General features: G+C 61.6%; 12 protein-coding genes and 1 pseudogene. 8 read left to right on the top strand and 5 right to left on the bottom strand.

The features are described from left to right. Positions 1-3: 3 nt before the first annotated feature. Both AB5Z09_RS12295 and bioA read right to left on the bottom strand, forming a co-directional pair. Positions 4-816: a HAMP domain-containing protein gene (locus AB5Z09_RS12295; RefSeq protein WP_368195405.1), complete on the bottom strand. Its 813-nt coding sequence runs from the start codon at positions 814-816 to the stop codon at positions 4-6. Positions 817-992: 176 nt separating this feature from the next. Then, positions 993-2,267, bottom strand: a complete 1,275-nt coding sequence (bioA, locus tag AB5Z09_RS12290) for an adenosylmethionine--8-amino-7-oxononanoate transaminase (RefSeq protein ID WP_270660475.1) — start codon at positions 2,265-2,267, stop codon at positions 993-995. A 193-nt stretch (positions 2,268-2,460) separates the two neighbouring features. Here bioA and bioB point away from each other — a divergent pair, with 193 nt between their 5' ends. The 5 genes from bioB to htpX all read left to right on the top strand — a co-directional run bounded on the left by bioB (position 2,461) and on the right by htpX (position 7,273). Then, positions 2,461-3,549, top strand: a complete 1,089-nt coding sequence (bioB, locus tag AB5Z09_RS12285; protein ID WP_151287003.1) for a biotin synthase BioB — start codon at positions 2,461-2,463, stop codon at positions 3,547-3,549. Beyond that, positions 3,546-4,742 (top strand): 8-amino-7-oxononanoate synthase, encoded by a 1,197-nt coding sequence (gene bioF, locus AB5Z09_RS12280; protein ID WP_257124642.1) that lies wholly within the window; start codon positions 3,546-3,548, stop codon positions 4,740-4,742. Before bioB ends, bioF begins: the two co-directional genes overlap by 4 nt. After that, positions 4,735-5,550, top strand: coding sequence for a malonyl-ACP O-methyltransferase BioC (gene bioC, locus AB5Z09_RS12275; protein ID WP_257124643.1), 816 nt, complete (start codon positions 4,735-4,737; stop codon positions 5,548-5,550). Before bioF ends, bioC begins: the two co-directional genes overlap by 8 nt. A gap of 59 nt (positions 5,551-5,609) precedes the next feature. After that, positions 5,610-6,287, top strand: a complete 678-nt coding sequence (gene bioD, locus AB5Z09_RS12270; RefSeq protein WP_005337893.1) for a dethiobiotin synthase — start codon at positions 5,610-5,612, stop codon at positions 6,285-6,287. A gap of 113 nt (positions 6,288-6,400) precedes the next feature. Continuing rightward, complete coding sequence (gene htpX, locus AB5Z09_RS12265) at positions 6,401-7,273, top strand: protease HtpX (RefSeq protein WP_005337890.1); 873 nt, start codon at positions 6,401-6,403, stop codon at positions 7,271-7,273. Between the two features lie 75 nt (positions 7,274-7,348). On the opposite strand, the pseudogene AB5Z09_RS12260 reads toward htpX, so the two are convergent. Both AB5Z09_RS12260 and AB5Z09_RS12255 read right to left on the bottom strand, forming a co-directional pair. After that, a pseudogene (locus AB5Z09_RS12260) lies at positions 7,349-9,056 on the bottom strand (methyl-accepting chemotaxis protein). A gap of 224 nt (positions 9,057-9,280) precedes the next feature. Then, on the bottom strand, positions 9,281-11,131 hold the full coding sequence (locus tag AB5Z09_RS12255; protein ID WP_257124645.1) for a hybrid-cluster NAD(P)-dependent oxidoreductase: 1,851 nt from the start codon (positions 11,129-11,131) through the stop codon (positions 9,281-9,283). Positions 11,132-11,208: 77 nt separating this feature from the next. Here AB5Z09_RS12255 and AB5Z09_RS12250 point away from each other — a divergent pair, with 77 nt between their 5' ends. The 3 genes from AB5Z09_RS12250 to nifJ all read left to right on the top strand — a co-directional run bounded on the left by AB5Z09_RS12250 (position 11,209) and on the right by nifJ (position 17,356). Beyond that, positions 11,209-11,961, top strand: a complete 753-nt coding sequence (locus tag AB5Z09_RS12250; RefSeq protein ID WP_115544057.1) for an ABC transporter substrate-binding protein — start codon at positions 11,209-11,211, stop codon at positions 11,959-11,961. 176 nt (positions 11,962-12,137) lie between these two features. Continuing rightward, positions 12,138-13,784 (top strand): NAD(P)-binding protein, encoded by a 1,647-nt coding sequence (locus AB5Z09_RS12245; protein ID WP_368195404.1) that lies wholly within the window; start codon positions 12,138-12,140, stop codon positions 13,782-13,784. Continuing rightward, a complete protein-coding gene (gene nifJ / locus AB5Z09_RS12240; RefSeq protein WP_368195403.1) occupies positions 13,781-17,356 on the top strand; it encodes a pyruvate:ferredoxin (flavodoxin) oxidoreductase in 3,576 nt (1,191 codons plus the stop codon). The genes AB5Z09_RS12245 and nifJ overlap by 4 nt, the downstream gene beginning before the upstream one ends. Positions 17,357-17,538: 182 nt before the next feature. Here the strand turns inward: nifJ and AB5Z09_RS12235 are convergent. Continuing rightward, the coding region (locus AB5Z09_RS12235; protein WP_368195402.1) for an IS4-like element ISAs18 family transposase at positions 17,539-18,620 on the bottom strand (1,082 nt) is incomplete at its 5' end.

Genomic DNA, 18,620 nt, shown 5'->3' with positions numbered 1-18,620 from the left:
GCCTCAGCGGGGCTGATCCGGTTCCTGCCTGCTGGCCTTGGTGCGCTTGCCGATCTGTCGCTCCACACTGTCGAGCATCTGGTTGTAGGCCACCGCCACCCGGCCAATCTCGTCGCCGTCATCCCCCTCCAGCCGGTGGCCGAAGTCGTGCAGGTCGGTGGCCTCTTCCATGGAACGGGTCAACTGGTTGAGGGGGCGCACGATCCAGGTGCGGATGACCCAGAGGGTCAGCAGCAGTCCCACCCCGAAGATGCCGGTGAGGATCAGCGCCGAGGTGAGGATATTCTGCTCGACCCGGGTAAACAGCGAATCGAGGGAGTAGTCAAAGCGCACCGCACCAAGCACGGTGTTCTCCGGTACCAGATGACAGCTGGTGCAGTCGGTGCCGCGAAAATCCTTCTTGGCCAGCAGCGGTCGAGTGACCACCAGACGGCTGTGCATGCCGTTGTGCACCACCTCCAGGCTCCCTTTGCCCGCCAGAGCCAGCTCATCAAACTCATCTTTTACCTGCTCTGTCTCTCGTCCCGGCCCGAACTGTTTGCTCACCGCGTCGCCACGGACGATGCGGGCATCCTCCACATGGGCATGGTCGAGAAATTTGCCGCGCAGGGTATCGCGGGCATCCATCTTGCCGGTCAGCATCAGCATGTTGAGGCCGTCGAAATAGGCTTCGGTCTGCTCGCGGCTCTGCTCCTTGATGAGGGTCAGGATGAGATCGCGCTCGCGCACCGCCTGATAGGCTGCGGAGAAGACCAGTACCATGGAGAAGATGAAGAGCAGGAAAAAGTTGATTTTGGCAGCAATGGAGAGGCGCATGAGCAGTCTTTCTTGATGGTAAAACCGCAGCAGTTTACCCCTCTTGGGGCCTCAGGTCTGGTGTTTTGCTCACATTACGGCAAGTGAAACTGCACTGAAGTGGATAAAGTTGCCCTTTTTATATATCAAATGCCGGTAGTCAAACGGGCGGCTGCGATGGCCGCCCGCTGCATGCATTAAAACTCGCCCTCGGTGATGGCCTGACGGATGGCGCCGGTCAATACCCGCAGCTCTTCAGGGGTGATGACGAAGGGGGGCATCAGGTAGACCAGCTTGCCAAAGGGGCGGATCCAGGCGCCCAGTTCGACAAACTTGCGCTGGATGCGCGCCACATCCACCCGTTCCTTCATCTCCACCACCCCGATGGCACCGAGCACCCGCACATCCGTGACCGCCGGGTGCTGGGTCAGCTCTACCAGCTCGGTACGCAGCTGATGCTCGATGGCTCGCACCCGCTCCTGCCACGGTGAGGCCAGCAGCAGATCGATGGAGGCGTTGGCCACCGCGCAGGCGAGGGGATTGCCCATAAAGGTGGGGCCGTGCATAAAGACCCCCGCCTTGCCGTCACAGATGGTACGGGCGACATGCTCGGTGGTCAGGGTCGCCGAGAGGGTGAGGTAGCCGCCGGTGAGCGCCTTGCCCAGACACATGATGTCGGGGCTGATCCCCGCCCAGTCGCAGGCAAACAGCTGGCCGGTGCGGCCAAAGCCGGTGGCAATCTCGTCGGCAATCAGCAGCACGCCGAACTCGTCGCACATGGCGCGTACCCACTGTAAGTAGCGGGGGTGATAGAAACGCATGCCGCCAGCGCCCTGCACTATGGGTTCGAGCACAATGGCGGCAATCTCCTCGTGATGATCGGCCATGAGTGTCGCCAGCTCCACCACGCACTGCTCGTCCCACTCGGCGTGGAAGCGACAGCTCGGCGCATCGACAAAATAGTGTTCCGGCAGAAACCCCTTGTAGAGCTCGTGCATGCCGCCATCGGGATCGCAGACGCTCATGGCGCCAAAGGTGTCGCCGTGATAGCCGCTGCGCAGGGCGACAAATTTGGCTCTGGGCGTCCCTTTGGCGTGCCAGTACTGCTGCGCCATCTTGAGCGCCACTTCCACTGCCACCGAGCCGGAATCGGCCAGAAATACCCGATCAAGCCCCTTTGGAGTGATCTCCACCAGCTTGCGGCAGAGCTCGACCGCCGGGGCGTGGGTGAGGCCGCCAAACATCACGTGGGACATCTTGCCGAGCTGGGCGGTGGCGGCGGCGTCCAACTCCGGCACCTGATAGCCGTGCACGCAAGCCCACCAGGAGCTCATGCCATCCACCAGTTCACGGCCATCGCTGAGGCTGATCTTCACCCCTTTGGCGCTGGCCACTTCATAGCAGGGCAGGGGGTGAGTGAGAGAGGTGTAGGGGTGCCACACATGGTGCAGGTCAAATTCTTGGTTGGTCATTTGTTGTTCTGTTGTCAATTGGTTTGATCTGGTCGGTGTTGACAGTCTACGCGGGCTCTCTACACTAGCCAACAATTTCAGGCACTTGGCACTGCGCATCACCCTGAGCGCGCGGGCCTGGCAACGGGTTTTGTGGCTGTCCATCCCAAGATGGCGGGCGCAGGATCCCACTAATAACAACCGGAAGCCATGTATGAATGCTCTCACCGCGGGCGGTCACGCCCTTCGCAATGACTGGACCCTCGCCGAGGTTCAGGCTCTGTTTGCCCTGCCGTTCAACGATCTGCTGTTTCAGGCTCAGACTGTCCACCGCGCTCACTTTGACCCGAATGAAGTGCAGGTGAGTACTTTGCTCTCCATCAAGACCGGCGCCTGCCCGGAGGATTGCAAATACTGCCCCCAGAGCGCCCGTTACCACACCGGGCTCGAAGCCGAGCGGCTGATGGAGGTGGAGAAGGTGCTGGAGCGGGCCCGCGAAGCCAAGGCCAACGGCTCGTCCCGTTTCTGCATGGGGGCCGCCTGGCGCAATCCCAAAGAGAAGGACATGCCCTACATCATCCGGATGATCGAGGAGGTGCGGGGACTAGGGATGGAGACCTGCATGACGCTGGGGATGCTCACCGCCGATCAGGCGGCGCGTCTGGGGGCTGCGGGGCTTGATTACTACAACCACAACCTCGACACCTCGCCGGAGTTTTACGGCGAGATCATCTCTACCCGCACCTATCAGGATCGGCTCGATACGCTGGAGCATGTGCGTGGCGCGGGCATGAAGGTCTGCTCCGGCGGCATCGTCGGCATGGGCGAACAGGCGAAAGACCGGGCGGGCCTGCTGATGGCGCTCGCCAACCTGCCGCGCCACCCGGAGAGCGTGCCAATCAATATGCTGGTCAAGGTGAAGGGCACGCCGCTGGAGGATCAGGAGAACCTCGATCCGTTCGAATTTATCCGCACCATCGCGGTGGCACGGATCATGATGCCCGCCTCCCATGTGCGCCTCTCCGCCGGGCGGGAGAAGATGAACGAGCAGATGCAGGCCATGTGCTTTATGGCGGGAGCCAACTCCATTTTCTATGGCTGCAAGTTGCTGACCACCCCCAACCCGGACGAGAACAGCGACATGCAGCTGTTCAAGCGGCTCGGTATTCGCCCCGCCCAGCGGGCCCAGAAACCTGATCAGGTTCAAGAAGAGGAGCTGCTGGCCGAGGTGAGTCGCCAGAGCGAGCCCACCGAGATGTTTTATGACGCCACCCGTCCCCGAGCCGGGGCCGCGCAGCCATGAACGGCCCTGCAGTAACGGGCCCCTTTGTGTTGGGCACGGCGCTGGCCGAGCGCGAGCAGGTGGGTCTGCTGCGCAACCGCATCGCGACCGACGGGGCGAGTGGCGGGCGGCTCAGGGTTGCAGGGCGCGACTACCTCAACTTTTCCGCCAACGACTATCTGGGCCTGGCTGATCATCCCGCCATCAAGGCCGCCTTCAACGCGGGGATTGAGTGCTATGGCACGGGCTCCGGCGCCTCACCGCTGGTGACCGGTTACAGTCGTGCCCACCAACAGCTTGAGGAGACCCTGGCCGAGTGGCTCGGGGTGGAGGCGGTACTGCTGTTCAACTGCGGCTTTTCGGCCAATCAGGCGGTGCTCAAAGCGCTGCTTGGCAAGGAGCATCTGCTGTGGCAGGACAAACTCAACCACGCCTCTTTGCAGGAGATGGGCAGCCAGCTCCCCTGCAAGATGAAGCGCTTTGCCCACAACGATATGGCGGCCCTTGAACGGCAGCTTGAGCCAAATCGCGGACTGATTGTTTCGGAAGGGGTGTTCAGCATGGACGGGGATCAGGCCCCCTGGGGTGAGCTCGCAATCCTCGCCGCCCGGAGCGGCAACTGGCTGATGATCGACGATGCCCACGGCCTCGGTGTGCTGGGGCCTGAGGGGCGCGGCACCCTGGCGGCGCAGGGAGTAAATCCTGCCAACGTGCATATCCAGATGGGCACCTTTGGCAAGGCGCTTGGCGTCGCTGGCGCCTTTGTCGGCGGCAGCCGCGAGCTGGTGGAGTATCTGGTCAACTTCGCTCGCCACTATGTCTACAGCACCCATATGCCCGCCGCGCAGGCTTGCGCGGTGAGCAAGAGCATCGAACTGGTGCGCGCGGCTGATGAGTCCCGCGCCCATCTTGGCCAGCTGATCGCTCGCTTCCGGCAAGGGGCAAAGGATCAGGGTTGGCAGCTTGGCGCGAGCGATACCCCGATCCAGCCGCTGCTGGTGGGGGAGAGCAGTGTTGCCCTGCAACTGGCAGAACGGCTGCGGGAACGCGGCGTCTGGGTGAGCGCCATCCGCCCGCCCACGGTGCCAGTCGGTACGGCCCGGCTGCGCATTACCCTGAGCGCGGCTCACCGCGAGCAGGATGTGGAGCGCCTGCTCGATGCCTTGGGGGTCTGCCCTGCAGTTACAACGCTTGGGGAGGCTCACTATGGCTGAGCGTTTTCAAACGGTCGACAAGGCGCAGCTTGCTCGCCGTTTTGGCGCCGCCGCTCGTCATTACGATGCCCACGCCCGCTTTCAACAGGAGGTGGGTCAGGCGCTGTTGGAATGGATGCCAGACAGGCTGGTTGGCACTGATCTGACGGTGAGCGGGCTGGATCTGGGCTGCGGCACCGGCTTTTTCTTGCCCCAGCTGGCGAACCGTTGTCACCAGCTGGTGGGGCTGGATCTCGCCCCCGGCATGCTGGCGCAGGCCGCCTTGCGTGGCAGCGGCGCCCGCCTGCTCTGCGGTGATGCGGAGCAGCTTCCTTTCGCCGACAGCGCGTTCGACTGGGTTTTCTCCAGTCTGGCGTTGCAGTGGTGCGAGCGTCCGGCCCAGGCTTTTGGCGAGTTGCTGCGGGTGGTCAAACCGGGCGGCCAGATCTTTTTCTCGACCCTGCTCGATGAGTCACTCTGGCAGTTGCGAGCCGCTTGGCAGCAGCTTGATGGTCGCGCCCATGTCAATCGCTTCCTCAGCCTGCCACAATTGGAGCAGGCGCTGGCTAGCGCCGGGGTATCTGCTCCCGAGCTGCGTTGTATCACCTGGGATCTCGCCTATCTTGAATTGCCGCAGTTGTTGCGCGATCTCAAGGGGATTGGGGCCAATCAGATCAATGACAATCAGGGGAGTGCCGCCCCGGCCGGTCTGAGTGGTCGCGCCAGATTGCAGCAGCTGGCGCAGGCGTATGAGGTGTTTCGCCAGCCCGATGGCAGGCTGGTCGCCAGTTATCGGGTGTGCCTCGGCCGCCTCAGCAAGCCTCGCTGAGCGCCGGGAATCGCATTGTGTGCAGGGTAGTCAACGGGCCCTGCCAAGGAGAGAACCGTATGAAATCATTCTTTATCACCGGCACCGATACCGATGTGGGCAAGACGCTGGTGGCGCGCACCCTGCTGCGCGAATTCAGCGCACAGGGAATCAAGTGCGCGGGTTACAAGCCGGTCTCGGCCGGATGTGCTCGCACTCCGGACGGGCTGCGCAACCTGGATGCCGTTCTGTTGCAGGAGGCGGCGAGTCTGCCGCTGCCCTATGAGGTGGTCAATCCGTTCGCCTATGAGCCGCCGATTGCGCCCCACATCGCCGCCAGCGAGGCGCGCCAGCCTATCACCATGCAGGGGTTGAGCGAGGGGCTACGCAAGATTGAACAGGCTGGGGCCGAACTGGCGGTAGTGGAAGGGGCGGGGGGCTGGTATTTGCCGCTCGATCGCAAGCATCTGCTGTCGGACTGGGTCAAGCAGGAGAACATGGCGGTGATCATGGTAGTGGGGGCCAAGCTGGGTTGCCTCAACCATGCGTTGCTCACCTTTGCCGCCATTCGCAATGATCAGCTGCCGGTGGCGGGGTGGGTAATTAATCGGCTCCATGGTTCCATGAGCCATTATCAGGAAAATCTGGACACCCTGAGGGGCTTGCTGCCAGCTCCCTTCCTCGGCGAAATTCCGTTTATAAACAATCCACTTGAAGCCGATTTGCAGGGGCGTCTCGATATCTCGCCGCTACTTTGACGGCATATTCAGCGAACATTCATCGAATCTCCCTAGAATGTCGACATTAACATGATCAGGTGGGGATCCCGAGTGATCCCCGGTCATGTCCCTTATCTTCACAAGGAGTCTATATGAAGCGAATTATGCTATTCCTGGTGACCAACCTGGCCGTCATGCTGGTGCTGGGGGTGGTACTCAATATCCTGTTCTCGGTTCTGGGGATCAACAAGTCCAGCATTTCCGGGCTGTTGGTGTTCTGTGCCGTGTTCGGTTTTGGGGGTTCCTTTATCTCCTTGCTGATGTCCAAGTGGATGGCCAAGCGCAGCTATGGCGTCCAGGTCATCGAGCAACCCCGTAACGAGACCGAGCACTGGCTGGTGAGCACTGTGGCCCGTCAGGCCCGCGAAGCGGGTATCAAGATGCCGGAAGTGGGGATCTACGACTCTCCCGAGATGAACGCCTTTGCGACCGGCGCTCGCCGCGATGATTCGCTGGTGGCTGTCTCCTCCGGCCTGCTCTACAGCATGAGCCGTGACGAGGCGGAAGCGGTACTGGCCCACGAGGTGAGCCACGTGGCCAATGGCGACATGGTGACCCTGACCCTGATCCAGGGTGTAGTGAACACCTTCGTGATGTTCTTCGCCCGTATCGTGGCTGGCGTGATCAGCAACTTCTTCAGCTCCAACAACGAGGAAGAGAGCAGCAGTACCGGCGGTTTTGCCTACATGATCACCGTGTTCGTGCTGGAGATGCTGTTCGGCATTCTGGCCTCCATCATCGTCATGTGGTTCAGCCGTCAGCGTGAGTTCCGTGCCGATGCCGGTGCCGCCAAGTTGGCCGGTCGCGACAAGATGATTGCCGCCCTTGAGCGCCTCTCCCGCGGTGCCGAGCCACAGCTGGAAGGCTCCATGATGGCTTTTGGCATCAACGGCAAGCGCTCCATGAGCGAGCTGTTCATGAGCCACCCGCCCATCGAGCAGCGTATCGCCGCCCTGCGTGGTTGATAGATACTGAATGACGGGGATACCCTGCATAAAAAACGGCTGCCTTCGGGCAGCCGTTTTGCTTTTCAGCGTTCTTTAAAGCTTGAAGTGCCCCATCTCCTGGCGCAGTACCCGTGACAGCTGCTTGAGCTTGGCCGCCTCTTGGGACACGTGGCGGGCGGCATCCCCCGACTGCTCCGAGAGGGAGGTGATGTTGCCGACGGTAGAGACCACCTCGTTGGCTGCGGTGGACTGCTCGCGCAGGGTGTGGCTGATCTCCCCCATCAGGCCGGTGAGGTTGGAGGCGTGGCTCTGGATGCTGGCGATCGCCTCGCCGGTCTGGTTGGCCAGCGTGACCCCGCGAGAGACGTTGTTGACCGTGTTCTCCATGCTGCGGATGGAGGCATCGGCCCCGCTCTGGATTTTGCTGATCATCCCGGTGATCTGCTGGGTTGAGGCCGCCGAGCGACTGGCCAGATTGCGCACCTCGTCGGCCACCACCGCAAAGCCGCGACCCTGTTCACCGGCCCGCGCCGCCTCGATGGCCGCGTTGAGGGCCAGCAGGTTGGTCTGATCGGCGATGCCGCGGATCACCCCGATGATCTCCGAAATCTGCTGGGTATGGCCGTTGAGCTCGGAAATGGTGCTGGCCGCATCCCCCACTGTGGTGGAGATATTCTCGATGCTGCCGAGAGTCTCTTTAATGACCCCCGAACCCTCCTCCAGGGTATTGGCGGAGACCTTGCTCAGCTCGTCGGCATGGGTGGCGTTGTCGGAGAGGTGGCTGATGCTCACCACCAGCTCCTCGATGGCGGCGGCCATGGTCTGGGTGCTGGTTTGCTGATCGGTGGCAAACTGGGCGGTCTGCTCGGCAATTTGGGCGATGCTGTCGGCAGAGTGGGACAACTCCTCGGTGGAGTGGGAGACCTTGGCGATGATCCCCTTGAGGGTGGTCTGCATACTGCCGAGCAGACCGATCAGGCTCTCTTTCGATCCTGGCGGCACCTTGATGGGGCGCGAGAAGTCCCCTTCCGCCATCATATGGAGATCGGTCTTGAGCTGCTCGACCGAGGTGCCCACCAGATCGAGCAGGGAGCGATAGGTGCGCCAGAGGAAGAACATCAACACCAGACCGAGGGCGATAAAGAGATAGCGCAGCATGTCGGTATTGGCGATGGCGCTCTCGACTGCCTCATGGTTGCGCTGCTCCATCATCACGTAGAAGTCATCGATGGGGGACATGATGCGCCCCTTGTTCTGGTGATAGGCTTTGTCATGCATCATGGCGATGGCTTTTTGCTGGTTGGCAACCGGATCGCCATCGGTCTGCTGCACCAGCTTGAAGGCGGCGACCTCGGTGTTGACCAGCGCATCCGAGTTGTTTTTGGCCTCGTTGAGCTTGGCGAGTTCAGCATCGGTGAAACCGGCATCCTTCATCAGATCGATCAGGCCGCGGCGAACATTGCTGTCGGGGCGAGGATTCTGGCCGTTGGCCGCGACAAAATCCCAATAGATACGGTTGTAGCCATCCGGTCTCGGCTGTTCGCCGTTGCGAATGGCCAGTATCCGCATGTACTGCTGCTCGTAGGCTGGATCCTTGGTGATGACGTAGGTGCGACCGAGTCGGGTCATCGGAGGATTGGCGCAGCTCGTCGGCCAGCAGGTAGGAGAGATATTGTTGTCGATAACTCTCTTCCAGTTGTTTACCCGCCCAGCTGTAGGCGAAAAACACCAGTGACAGCAGGATCAGGGTGATGACGGAGAGCAAGAGGTTGAGTTGAAAGGCGGGTTTGTTCTGTTCCATGGTTTGAGCGTCCTTATTCTCACCGGGTAACCCCCTTGGTCAGACGGCAAAGGCCGCTACGTCGGAGGGGTTTTGTTGTTATTGCTGTGAGTATAGAAGTCATCGTCGGCATGGTTGCGCAGGCGGGGCGAGAAAGAGACGAGAATGGAGGAACCGCGGGTCGACAGGGGGGAAAAGGTCGGCCAGGATCGGGGCCCAGCCAGCCTTTTCGTGGCTCGATCACCTTATTTGATGACGATGTCTGTGAGCGGCACGGCGCAGCAGGCAAGGATCTTGCCCTCTGCCCGCTCGGCGGCGGTGATGGCGGGGGCGTCGGGGTGATCCACCTCGCCCGAGATCAGCGTCTGTTTGCAACTGCCGCAGATGCCGGCGCGGCAGCTCCATGGCAGCTCTACACCTTGCTTGTTGGCCTGATCCAGCACTGTGCCCTGATTGTTGCCGGTAAAGGCTTGGGCGCCGATACGCAGTTGCACCGCCTGATGGGGGCGGGCCACCGAGAGAATGGCGCCGCCAAAACTCTCCTGTCTGATCCGTGCGGTCGGAACGCCGAGGGCCGCAACTTTGGCGGCAGCATCGGCCATAAAACCGTGGGGGCCACAGATAAAGACCTCTTTTTCGGCCAGCCCTTTGATCCGTTGCAGATGCTCATCATTGAGTCGTCCTTGCAGCCCCTGCCAGTGGCTATCTGGCTGGCTAAGGATCAGGGTGAGGGTCATCCCCTGCTGCGCCATGGCATGCAGTTCGCTGGCGGCGGGTATGTCCGCTTCGCTGCGGCACAGGTGCATAAAGTGAACCTCTTCCAGTTCCCCGCGTAGCGCCAGGGTGCGCGCTATCGCCAGCATGGGGGTGACGCCGGAGCCTGCGGAGAGCAACAGTAGGTTGCGCTCGGACCCTAAGTGAAACTCGCCAGCGGGGTTGGCGGCCAGCAGCCGGTCGCCCACCTGCAGTTGCTGGTGCAGCCAGTGGGAGATGCGACCCCCCTCTACCTTCTTGACGCTGATGCTGTAACGCTCCGGATGATCTGGCGTGGAGCTCAAGGTATAGCGCCGCTGGATCCGTTCATTTTTGATATCGAGACTGATGGGCAGATGCTGGCCCGGCAGGTAGTCGGGCAGGGGCTCGCCATCGGCGGCTTCGAACCAGAAGGTCTCCAGATCCCGCGCCAGCGGTTCGCGGGCCACGCAGACCAGCTCCCGCTTCTTCGGTGCGGCGGCGGGATAGACCACCGGTCTGGTGCGCTCCAGCACCTCGATCTCGCTGCCAGCCTCAATCCACCCTTCGTTCAGGGCGATCAGGTTCTGGCCGAAGTAGACCTCGCCATCCTCGCCACGGCGGTAGCGGGTGAGGGTGGCCAGCGGCTCTTTCAGGGCGTTGAAACGATCGGTGCCTGCTTCCACCGTGGTCATGATGCAGCGGCTGCAGGGCTTGACCACCTTGAATTCCACCTCACCGATGCGGATGCGCACCCAGCTGTCCTCCTCGAAGGGCTGGGTATTGTTTGCCACCAGATTGGTGCGGAACTGGCTCATCTGATGCAGCGCATCGGAGCGCAGATTGAGATCCTCAAGGGAGGCTTGGCTTATCAGCAGCAGCGGATAACCGTCGGCAAAGCTGACCCGGGTGCCGGTCTTTTCACGAAAGCGATCAGAGGTTTCACCCAGCCAGAGCAGTTGCACCGTTTCCCCTGCCACCCGGCTCAGCCACCCATCGGCTTTGGGGTCGGTGTGCAGGGCGGTGAAACGGTCGCTCCAGACTCCGGTAGCTTGCGGGGCGCGGCTGAAGTCGACCTCTTGCAGGGTGAGCGGTTCAAAGCCCGGATAGCGCAGTTGCAAGCCACCTTCGATGGGGGTGGCCACGACCTGTTGCAGCTGGGGATGGGTACGGGCGGTGATAAAGGTGCCGTCCGGTTTGACCACCATGTAGCGGCGATCCCCTGCCAGTCCCTCTTCGGTCACCCGGGCGCGAGCCAGCGGCATACCTGCAGTCGATTTGATGGGGTAGAGGTGAATGCTGTCTAGCCTGGGCATCTTCATATCCTTGTGACGCGGCGTGATCGCCTGGAAAAAGTGGAACATAACGGTTCCCCGGCGATCCGGCAATCCTTTCAAGGGGGCGGTCTATAGTTGGGAAAACAGAACAAGAGGGCATCGGGATGAAAATAAGCTGGTTGCTGGCGGGGAGCCTTTTTTGCCACGGGCTCTGGGCGCAGGAGCTGACCCTGACCACGGGAGAGTATCCCCCTTACTGCTCCGAGACGCTGAAATATCAGGGGCTGATCCCTCATGTGGTGAGCGAGGCATTCAGGAGTGAAGGGGTGAGCGTCAAGTTCCAGTTTCTTCCCTGGAAGCGGGCCTTTCGCTTGTCGGAGGAGGGAGTGGTGGATGGCACAGTCCACTGGTATGAGTCGAGCGAGCGGCGCAAAACCCATCTCTACAGCGATCCCATCCTGAGCGAGACCTACGTCTGGTTCTATCTCAAATCCGATCCGCTGGAATGGCACGGCTATCAGGATCTGGCGGATCGCAAGCTGGCTGCGGTCAGTGGCTATACCTACAATGCAGATTTTTTTGCAGCCATCGCGCAGGTGCCGCTGCAGGTGCAGTTCGTCACCCGGCTGCGCCAGAGCTTTGATCTGCTGCTCTCCGGCCGCGCCGACCTGACGCTGGAGAACATCGATGTCGGCTACTACTCCCTGCGTCAGTTCTACCCGGCCAGTACGGTCGATCTCTTTGCAACCCATTCAAAACCGGTCATGAAAGTTGAAGGTCACCTGCTGATCAGCCGCAAGCGTGCCAACGCTGACGAGCTGATCAAAACCTTCAATCGGGGGCTCGCCAAACTGAAAGCCAGCGGTCAGCTGGAGAAGATGTTACTTGAGTCACGTTCTGGTCTCTATGAACCATAAAATGCAACATTTTTTGATCCTGATTCGCTAATCAGTACAAAAAAGCGGCCATTATCGACTCAGTTCCCAGTTTCTAACGCTTTCGCTTCTTCCCCATCCGGCCACCGTCCGCTTCGGCTACACGGTATCAAGCGCCATCGGGTGGGGCCTGTCACACAAAAAGAAGAAAGCAATGTATGAGCAAACAACTGGACATGACCCCATTGCCGGATCTCTCCCTGAAAACGGGAACAGGCCCGGTGCGTACCCGGCTACCCGTCTGGCGGCCGGCCCTGCCACCCTGCAATCACGCCTGCCCGGCTGGAGAAAATATCCAGGCCTGGCTCTCTTTGGCGCAGGCCGGCCGTTTTGAGGCGGCCTGGCAGACCCTGATCGAAGAGAACCCTTTGCCCGCCATTCATGGTCGGGTCTGCTATCACCCCTGCGAGAGTGCCTGCAATCGCGGGCAGGTGGATGAATCCGTCTCTATCCACGCCATCGAGCGCTTCCTCGGCGACGAGGCGCTGGCCCGTGGTTGGCAGCCTGCGCCACCCGCGCCCACCAGCGGCAAGAAGGTGCTGGTGATCGGTGCCGGCCCCTCCGGCCTCTCCTGCGCCTGGCATCTAAACCGGCTCGGTCATCAGGTGGAGATCCGCGAAGCGGGGCCACTGGCGGGCGGCATGCTGCGCTTCGGTATTCCCGCTTACCGTCTGCCCCGCGATGTGCTGGATCGGGAGGTTGCCCGTATCGTGGCGGCCGGAGTGACCCTGACCCTCAACCACAAGGTGGAGGATGTGCTGCGCGAGCGCGACGAGGGGGGCTTTGACGCCGTCTTTATGGCCATCGGTGCCCATCTGGCCAAGCGGGTCGATATTCCGGCGCGGGAAGCGGGCAAGATCCTCGATGCGGTGAGTTTCCTCGAGCAGGCCAGTCTGGCCGAAGAGAAAGGACTGCCACCGCCCAAACTGGGACGGCGGGTGGCCATCTACGGCGGCGGCAACACCGCCATGGATGCGGCCCGTACCGCCCGCCGTTTGGGCGTTGAAGAGGCAATGATTATCTACCGCCGCGACCGGGACCATATGCCTGCCCACGCCTTTGAAGCCGACGAGGCCGAGGAGGAGGGGATCAAGATCAACTGGCTGCGCAGCATCCGCCAGCTCGACAATACCCATATCGAGGTGGAGGTGATGGCGCTGGATGCCGAGGGCAAACCGGTACCCACCGGCAAGTTTGAAACCCTCGAAGCGGACTCCCTTATTCTGGCGCTCGGTCAGGAGGTCGATCTCTCGGTGCTGGAGAGCATTCCCGGCGTGCGGGTCAACAAGGAGGGGGTGGTGCAGGTAGCGGGCAACCTGATGACGGATGTGCCGGGTCTGTTTGCGGGCGGTGACATGGTGCCCTCCGAGCGCACCGTCACCATCGCCACCGGCCACGGCAAGAAGGCGGCGCGCCACATGGATGCCTGGCTGCGCGGTCGCCACTACCACAAACCGCTCTCCTACCCGCTGGTGGGGCCGGAGCAGTTGCAACTCTGGTTCCAGACCCACGCCCCGGCCAGCAGTCAGCCGGTCAAACCGGCGTGGGCGCGGGATGACTTTGGCGAGATCATCGGTGGGCTGGATGAGGTGGCCGCCCGCTACGAGGCGGCGCGCTGCTACTCCTGCGGCAACTGCTTCGAGTGCGACGGCTGCTATGGCAGTTGCCCCGAGCAGGCCATCGCCAAGCTGGGGCCGGGCAAAGGCTATCAGGTGGATGCCCAGCGCTGCACCGGCTGCGGTGCCTGTCACGACCAGTGCCCTTGTCACGCCATCGAGCTGCGCCAACCGGAGGAGTCCCAATGAAACATGAACTGATCATGGTCGATGGCAACGAAGCCGCGGCCCGGGTGGCGTACCAGCTGAGTGAAGTGTGTGCCATCTACCCCATTACCCCGAGCTCGACCATGGCCGAACTGGCCGATGCCTGGGCGGCGGAGGGGCAGACCAACCTGTGGGGCAACATTCCCACAGTGGTGGAGATGCAAAGCGAAGGAGGAGCAGCCGGTACGGTACACGGCGCCCTGCAGGCGGGGGCGCTCGCCACCACCTTCACCGCCAGTCAGGGGCTGATGCTGATGCTGCCCAACATGTACAAGATCGCCGGTGAATTGACCGCGGCGGTGTTCCATGTGGCGGCCCGTTCGCTGGCGGCGCAGGGGCTGTCGATTTTTGGTGACCATCAGGATGTGATGGCGGCGCGCAGCACCGGATTTGCCATGCTCGCCTCCGGCTCGGTGCAGGAGGCGCAGGACCTGGCCTTGGTCGCCCATAGCGTCACCTTGCAATGCCGGGTGCCCTTTATCCACTTCTTCGACGGGTTCCGTACCTCCCACGAGGTGAACAAGATCACCGCCCTGCATCGGGATGAAATTCGCGCCCTTATCGACAACGACTGGGTACGCGCCCACCGTGCGCGGGCGCTCAACCCGGATCATCCGGTGATGCGCGGCACCGCCCAGAACCCGGATACCTACTTCCAGTCCCGCGAGAGCGTCAACCCCTTCTACGAAGCGGTACCGGTGCGGGTGCAGCAGTGCATGGACAATCTCGGCGAGCTGACCGGCCGCCACTACCGGCTGGTGGAGTACCACGGCGCGCCCGATGCCACCGATGTCATCGTGCTGATGGGCTCGGGGGCGGCCACTGCCCGCACTACCGTTGATTGGCTCAACCGGCAGGATCGCAAGACCGGGGTCTTGGTTGTGCGCCTCTATCGCCCCTTCCCGGTACAGGCGCTGCTGGATGCCCTGCCCGCGAGTGTGCGACGCATGGCGGTGCTGGATCGCACCAAGGAGCCGGGGGCGGGCGGCGAGCCGCTGCTGCTGGATGTGCAGAGCGCCCTTATTGACGGTTTGCAGCGTGGCCTTATCAAGCGGCTGCCCTGGCTCAGTGGCGGCCGCTACGGTCTCTCTTCCAAAGAGTTCACCCCCGCCATGTGCGCGGCCGTGTTCGAGGAGCTGGCATCCGATGCGCCGCGCCCGCGCTTTACCGTGGGGATTGTTGATGACGTGTCGGGCCTCAGTCTGGCCTGGCACCCCATCGGCGATCTGGAGCCCGCCAGCCGGGTGCGGGCGCTCTTCTTCGGCCTCGGTGCCGACGGCACTGTGGGCGCCAACAAGAACAGCATCAAGATCATCGGTGAGCTGGAGGGCTTCCACGCCCAGGGCTACTTCGTCTACGACTCCAAGAAGTCGGGCTCGCGCACCGTCTCCCACCTGCGCTTTGGCCCCGAGCCCATCGATGCCCCCTGGCTTATCGAGCAGGCGAGCTTTATCGGCTGCCACCAGTGGGGCTTTGTCGAGTCGGTGGATCTGCTGGAACACGCCGCAGAAGGGGCGACCCTGCTGCTCAATGCTCCCTATGAGGCGGACAAAGTGTGGGGCCAGCTGCCCGAGCGGCTGCGCGCCCGTATCCGTGCCCTCAATATCCAGCTCTACTGCATCGATGGGGATCGGGTGGCCGAGCAAAACGGCATGGGCAATCGCATCAACACCATTATGCAGACCTGCTTCTTCGCGCTGGCCGGAGTCTTGCCGCGGGATGAAGCCATTGCGCTGATCAAGGAGAGCATCGAGAAGAGCTATGCCCGCAAGGGGCCCGAAGTGGTGGCGCGCAACTTCGCGGCAGTGGACGACACCCTGGCCCACCTCCATCAGGTGGCCATCCCGGCCGGTGAGGAGCAGATCAGCGACTATCCGCTGCCATTGGCGCCGGGTGGCAGCGAGTTTGTCCAGCGGGTGACCGGCGAGATGCTGGCAGGGCGCGGCGATCTGATCCCCGTCTCCATGCTGCCGGTGGATGGCACTTACCCCACCGCCACCAGCCGCTTCGAGAAACGGGATATCGCCCGCGAGATCCCGATCTGGCACTCCGATATCTGCATCCAGTGCGGCAACTGCGTCTTTGTCTGCCCCCACGCGGCGCTGCGGGCCAAGTTCTACCATCAGGATTGGCTGGCGACCGCCCCCGAGGCAGCGCAGTCGGTGCCCGTCACCGCCAAGGGCTTCCCCGACAGCCGCTACACCCTGCAACTCTATCCGGAAGATTGCACCGGCTGCGGTCAGTGCGTGCAGGCCTGTCCGGTGCGGGCCGGAGCGGATGAGAGCCATGAAGGTGAGCGCGCCATCGCCATGATGGACAAGGCTCCGCATCTGGCTGGTCAGAAGCAGGCACTGCGCTGGTTCGAGAGTCTGCCGTGGCCTGCCCGCGAACGGGTGGACTTCTCCACGGTGCGTGGTGCCCAGTTCCTCGAACCCCTGTTCGAGTTCTCCGGCGCTTGCGCCGGCTGTGGCGAGACCCCCTATCTCAAGCTGCTGACCCAGCTGTTTGGCGATCGCATGCTGGTGGCCAACGCCACCGGTTGCTCCTCCATCTATGGCGGCAACCTGCCGACCACCCCGTGGGCCAAGAATGGCGAAGGGAAGGGGCCGGCCTGGTCCAACTCCCTGTTTGAGGACAACGCCGAGTTTGGCTTTGGTTTTCGTCTCACCGCCGATCAGCATCACGGTCAGGCGGTGGCGGCCCTTGAAGCGATGAAGGGGGAGCTGGGGGAGGCGCTGGTCGAGTCGCTTATCAACGCCCCGCAGCGGCTGGAGTCGGAGATCCGCGCCCAGCGCAACCGGGTCGCGCAAGTGCGGGAGCGGCTGGAAGAGGTGAAATCCGGCAAGGCCCGCGAGCTGCTGTCACTCATCGATCAGCTGGTGCGCCGCTCGGTCTGGATTATCGGCGGCGATGGCTGGGCCTATGACATCGGCTCGGCGGGGCTCGATCATGTGCTCGCCTCCGGCCGCGATGTGAACGTGCTGGTGATGGATACCGAGGTCTACTCCAACACCGGCGGTCAGATGTCGAAATCGACCCCGCTCGGTGCCGTCGCCAAGTTTGCGGCGGGGGGCAAGACGCTGGCCAAGAAGGATGTAGCCTTGCAGGCCATCTCCTACGGCAATGTCTATGTTGCCCGTATCGCCTTTGGTGCCAACCCGCAGCAGGCGCTGCAGGCCTTGCGTGAGGCGGAGGCCTATCCGGGCCCGTCGCTTATCATCGCCTACAGCCACTGCATCGCCCACGGTATCGATATGGAGTTTGGCCTGACCCAGCAAAAACGCGCCGTCGCCTCCGGTCACTGGCCGCTGATGCGCTACAACCCGGTATTGCGCAGCGCGGGGCAGAACCCCTTCAGTCTCGACAGCTTGCGCCCCTCCATTCCCCTTGCTGAATACCGGCAGGAGGAGACCCGTTATCGGGTGCTGGCCCAGAGCCATCCGGAGGAGGCCGACCGGCTGATGCAGGTGGCGCAACAAGTGGCGTGGCAGAAGTGGGCCACCTACGAGGAGATGGCTACCCGCGAGGCCAGCCATTTCCATCCGCCGGTGTGAGGATTGGGTTAACTCTGCATAAAACGAAGCGGGCCACTGGCCCGCTTGTTTTGCTGTTAGGAAATGGCGTGTTTATCGCTGGAGTCTCATCACAAGCGCAGCAGTTATTGTGTTGATAATGATGCGTTGATATGTGAGAAAAAACGGGGCAGCATCTCAGAGATCCCCTCATTTTTAGAGACTCAAATAATTCCAAGTGTGCGGGTATATAAGCGGTGTTGCTTCAGGTAGTAGATAAATTTATCCATCAACAAGACCGCATTGGCTTCTTTCATTTTAGGTAGCAACTGGTAATAGATGACCCCTTGCCGAAAGAACGAATAGGTTCGGCTCTTGCTGGTATTGACCTTGATCGTTCTCTCTAGACCGACACTGTCTCCAGCCTTACCCAGCAGCGTCAGCAAGACGATGGCCAGGGCACTGAATAAAAACAGTCGGTCGCGCCGGACCGGATTACTGATGTGCACATCTCCCATACCCATGCCGAATTTGTAATCTTTGATATCACGAAAACTGGTCTCGATACCCCAGCGCTGGCCGTATAGTTGCAACGCCTTGGCGGCGCTCAGGTCGGTCCGGTTACTGGCCAGAAACCACGCGTCTTTCATGCCACTCTTATGACAACAATAGACCCGTTCGACAGGCTGTCGCTGCCCAGTTAGCTCCACCGCTTTGAGGGTTCGGGTGCGCCCGGTCGGCGTTAGCCAGTGCCGAGCTGGAACCTGCTCTACACCAGGGTAACCAACCAAAACATTTCCTTTAAATCTAATGAGATAAGCAAAGCCTAGCTCTTGCTCCAGGCGTTCGAACAGCTCCATGTAACCAAAGCCGCGGTCAGCTACTACCGTCACGAAGATACCCTCTGGCAACGTCTGCTTGAGCTTGGTGAGCAGCTCTTTCTCATGGGCATTGCGTTGCCCTTTGAGCAACGATTTCCGATGGGTTTTCCACAGCAGCGGAGTACTGCGACCGTGGTTGGTTTGCAGGCTGATAACCAAGGTACTGTGATCATCGGCATCGAATTCGGTCCAGTCCATGGAGACTACGATCTCGGTACGTTCACCGACCACATAGGGCACCCAATCGTCAAAGAGGCTCCAGACATTGAGCTTGGTGTTAGTGAGCAGGCGATCCACCTGTTTAACCGCATGTTTACGTTCGAGACCGTTGGCCAAGGAGAGGCCACTACCGATGGCGTGGATGGCCAGTGAACCTGACTCGATAACCCCGAGGGTAGCATTGGCGAGGGAAAGAACACGCTTAG

The organism is Aeromonas sp. R2-2 (genome assembly GCF_040908355.1).
Taxonomy (GTDB): domain Bacteria; phylum Pseudomonadota; class Gammaproteobacteria; order Enterobacterales; family Aeromonadaceae; genus Aeromonas; species Aeromonas veronii.
The sequence above is the reverse complement of the archived record's forward strand: the minus strand, read 5'-3'. Positions and strand labels throughout refer to the sequence as shown.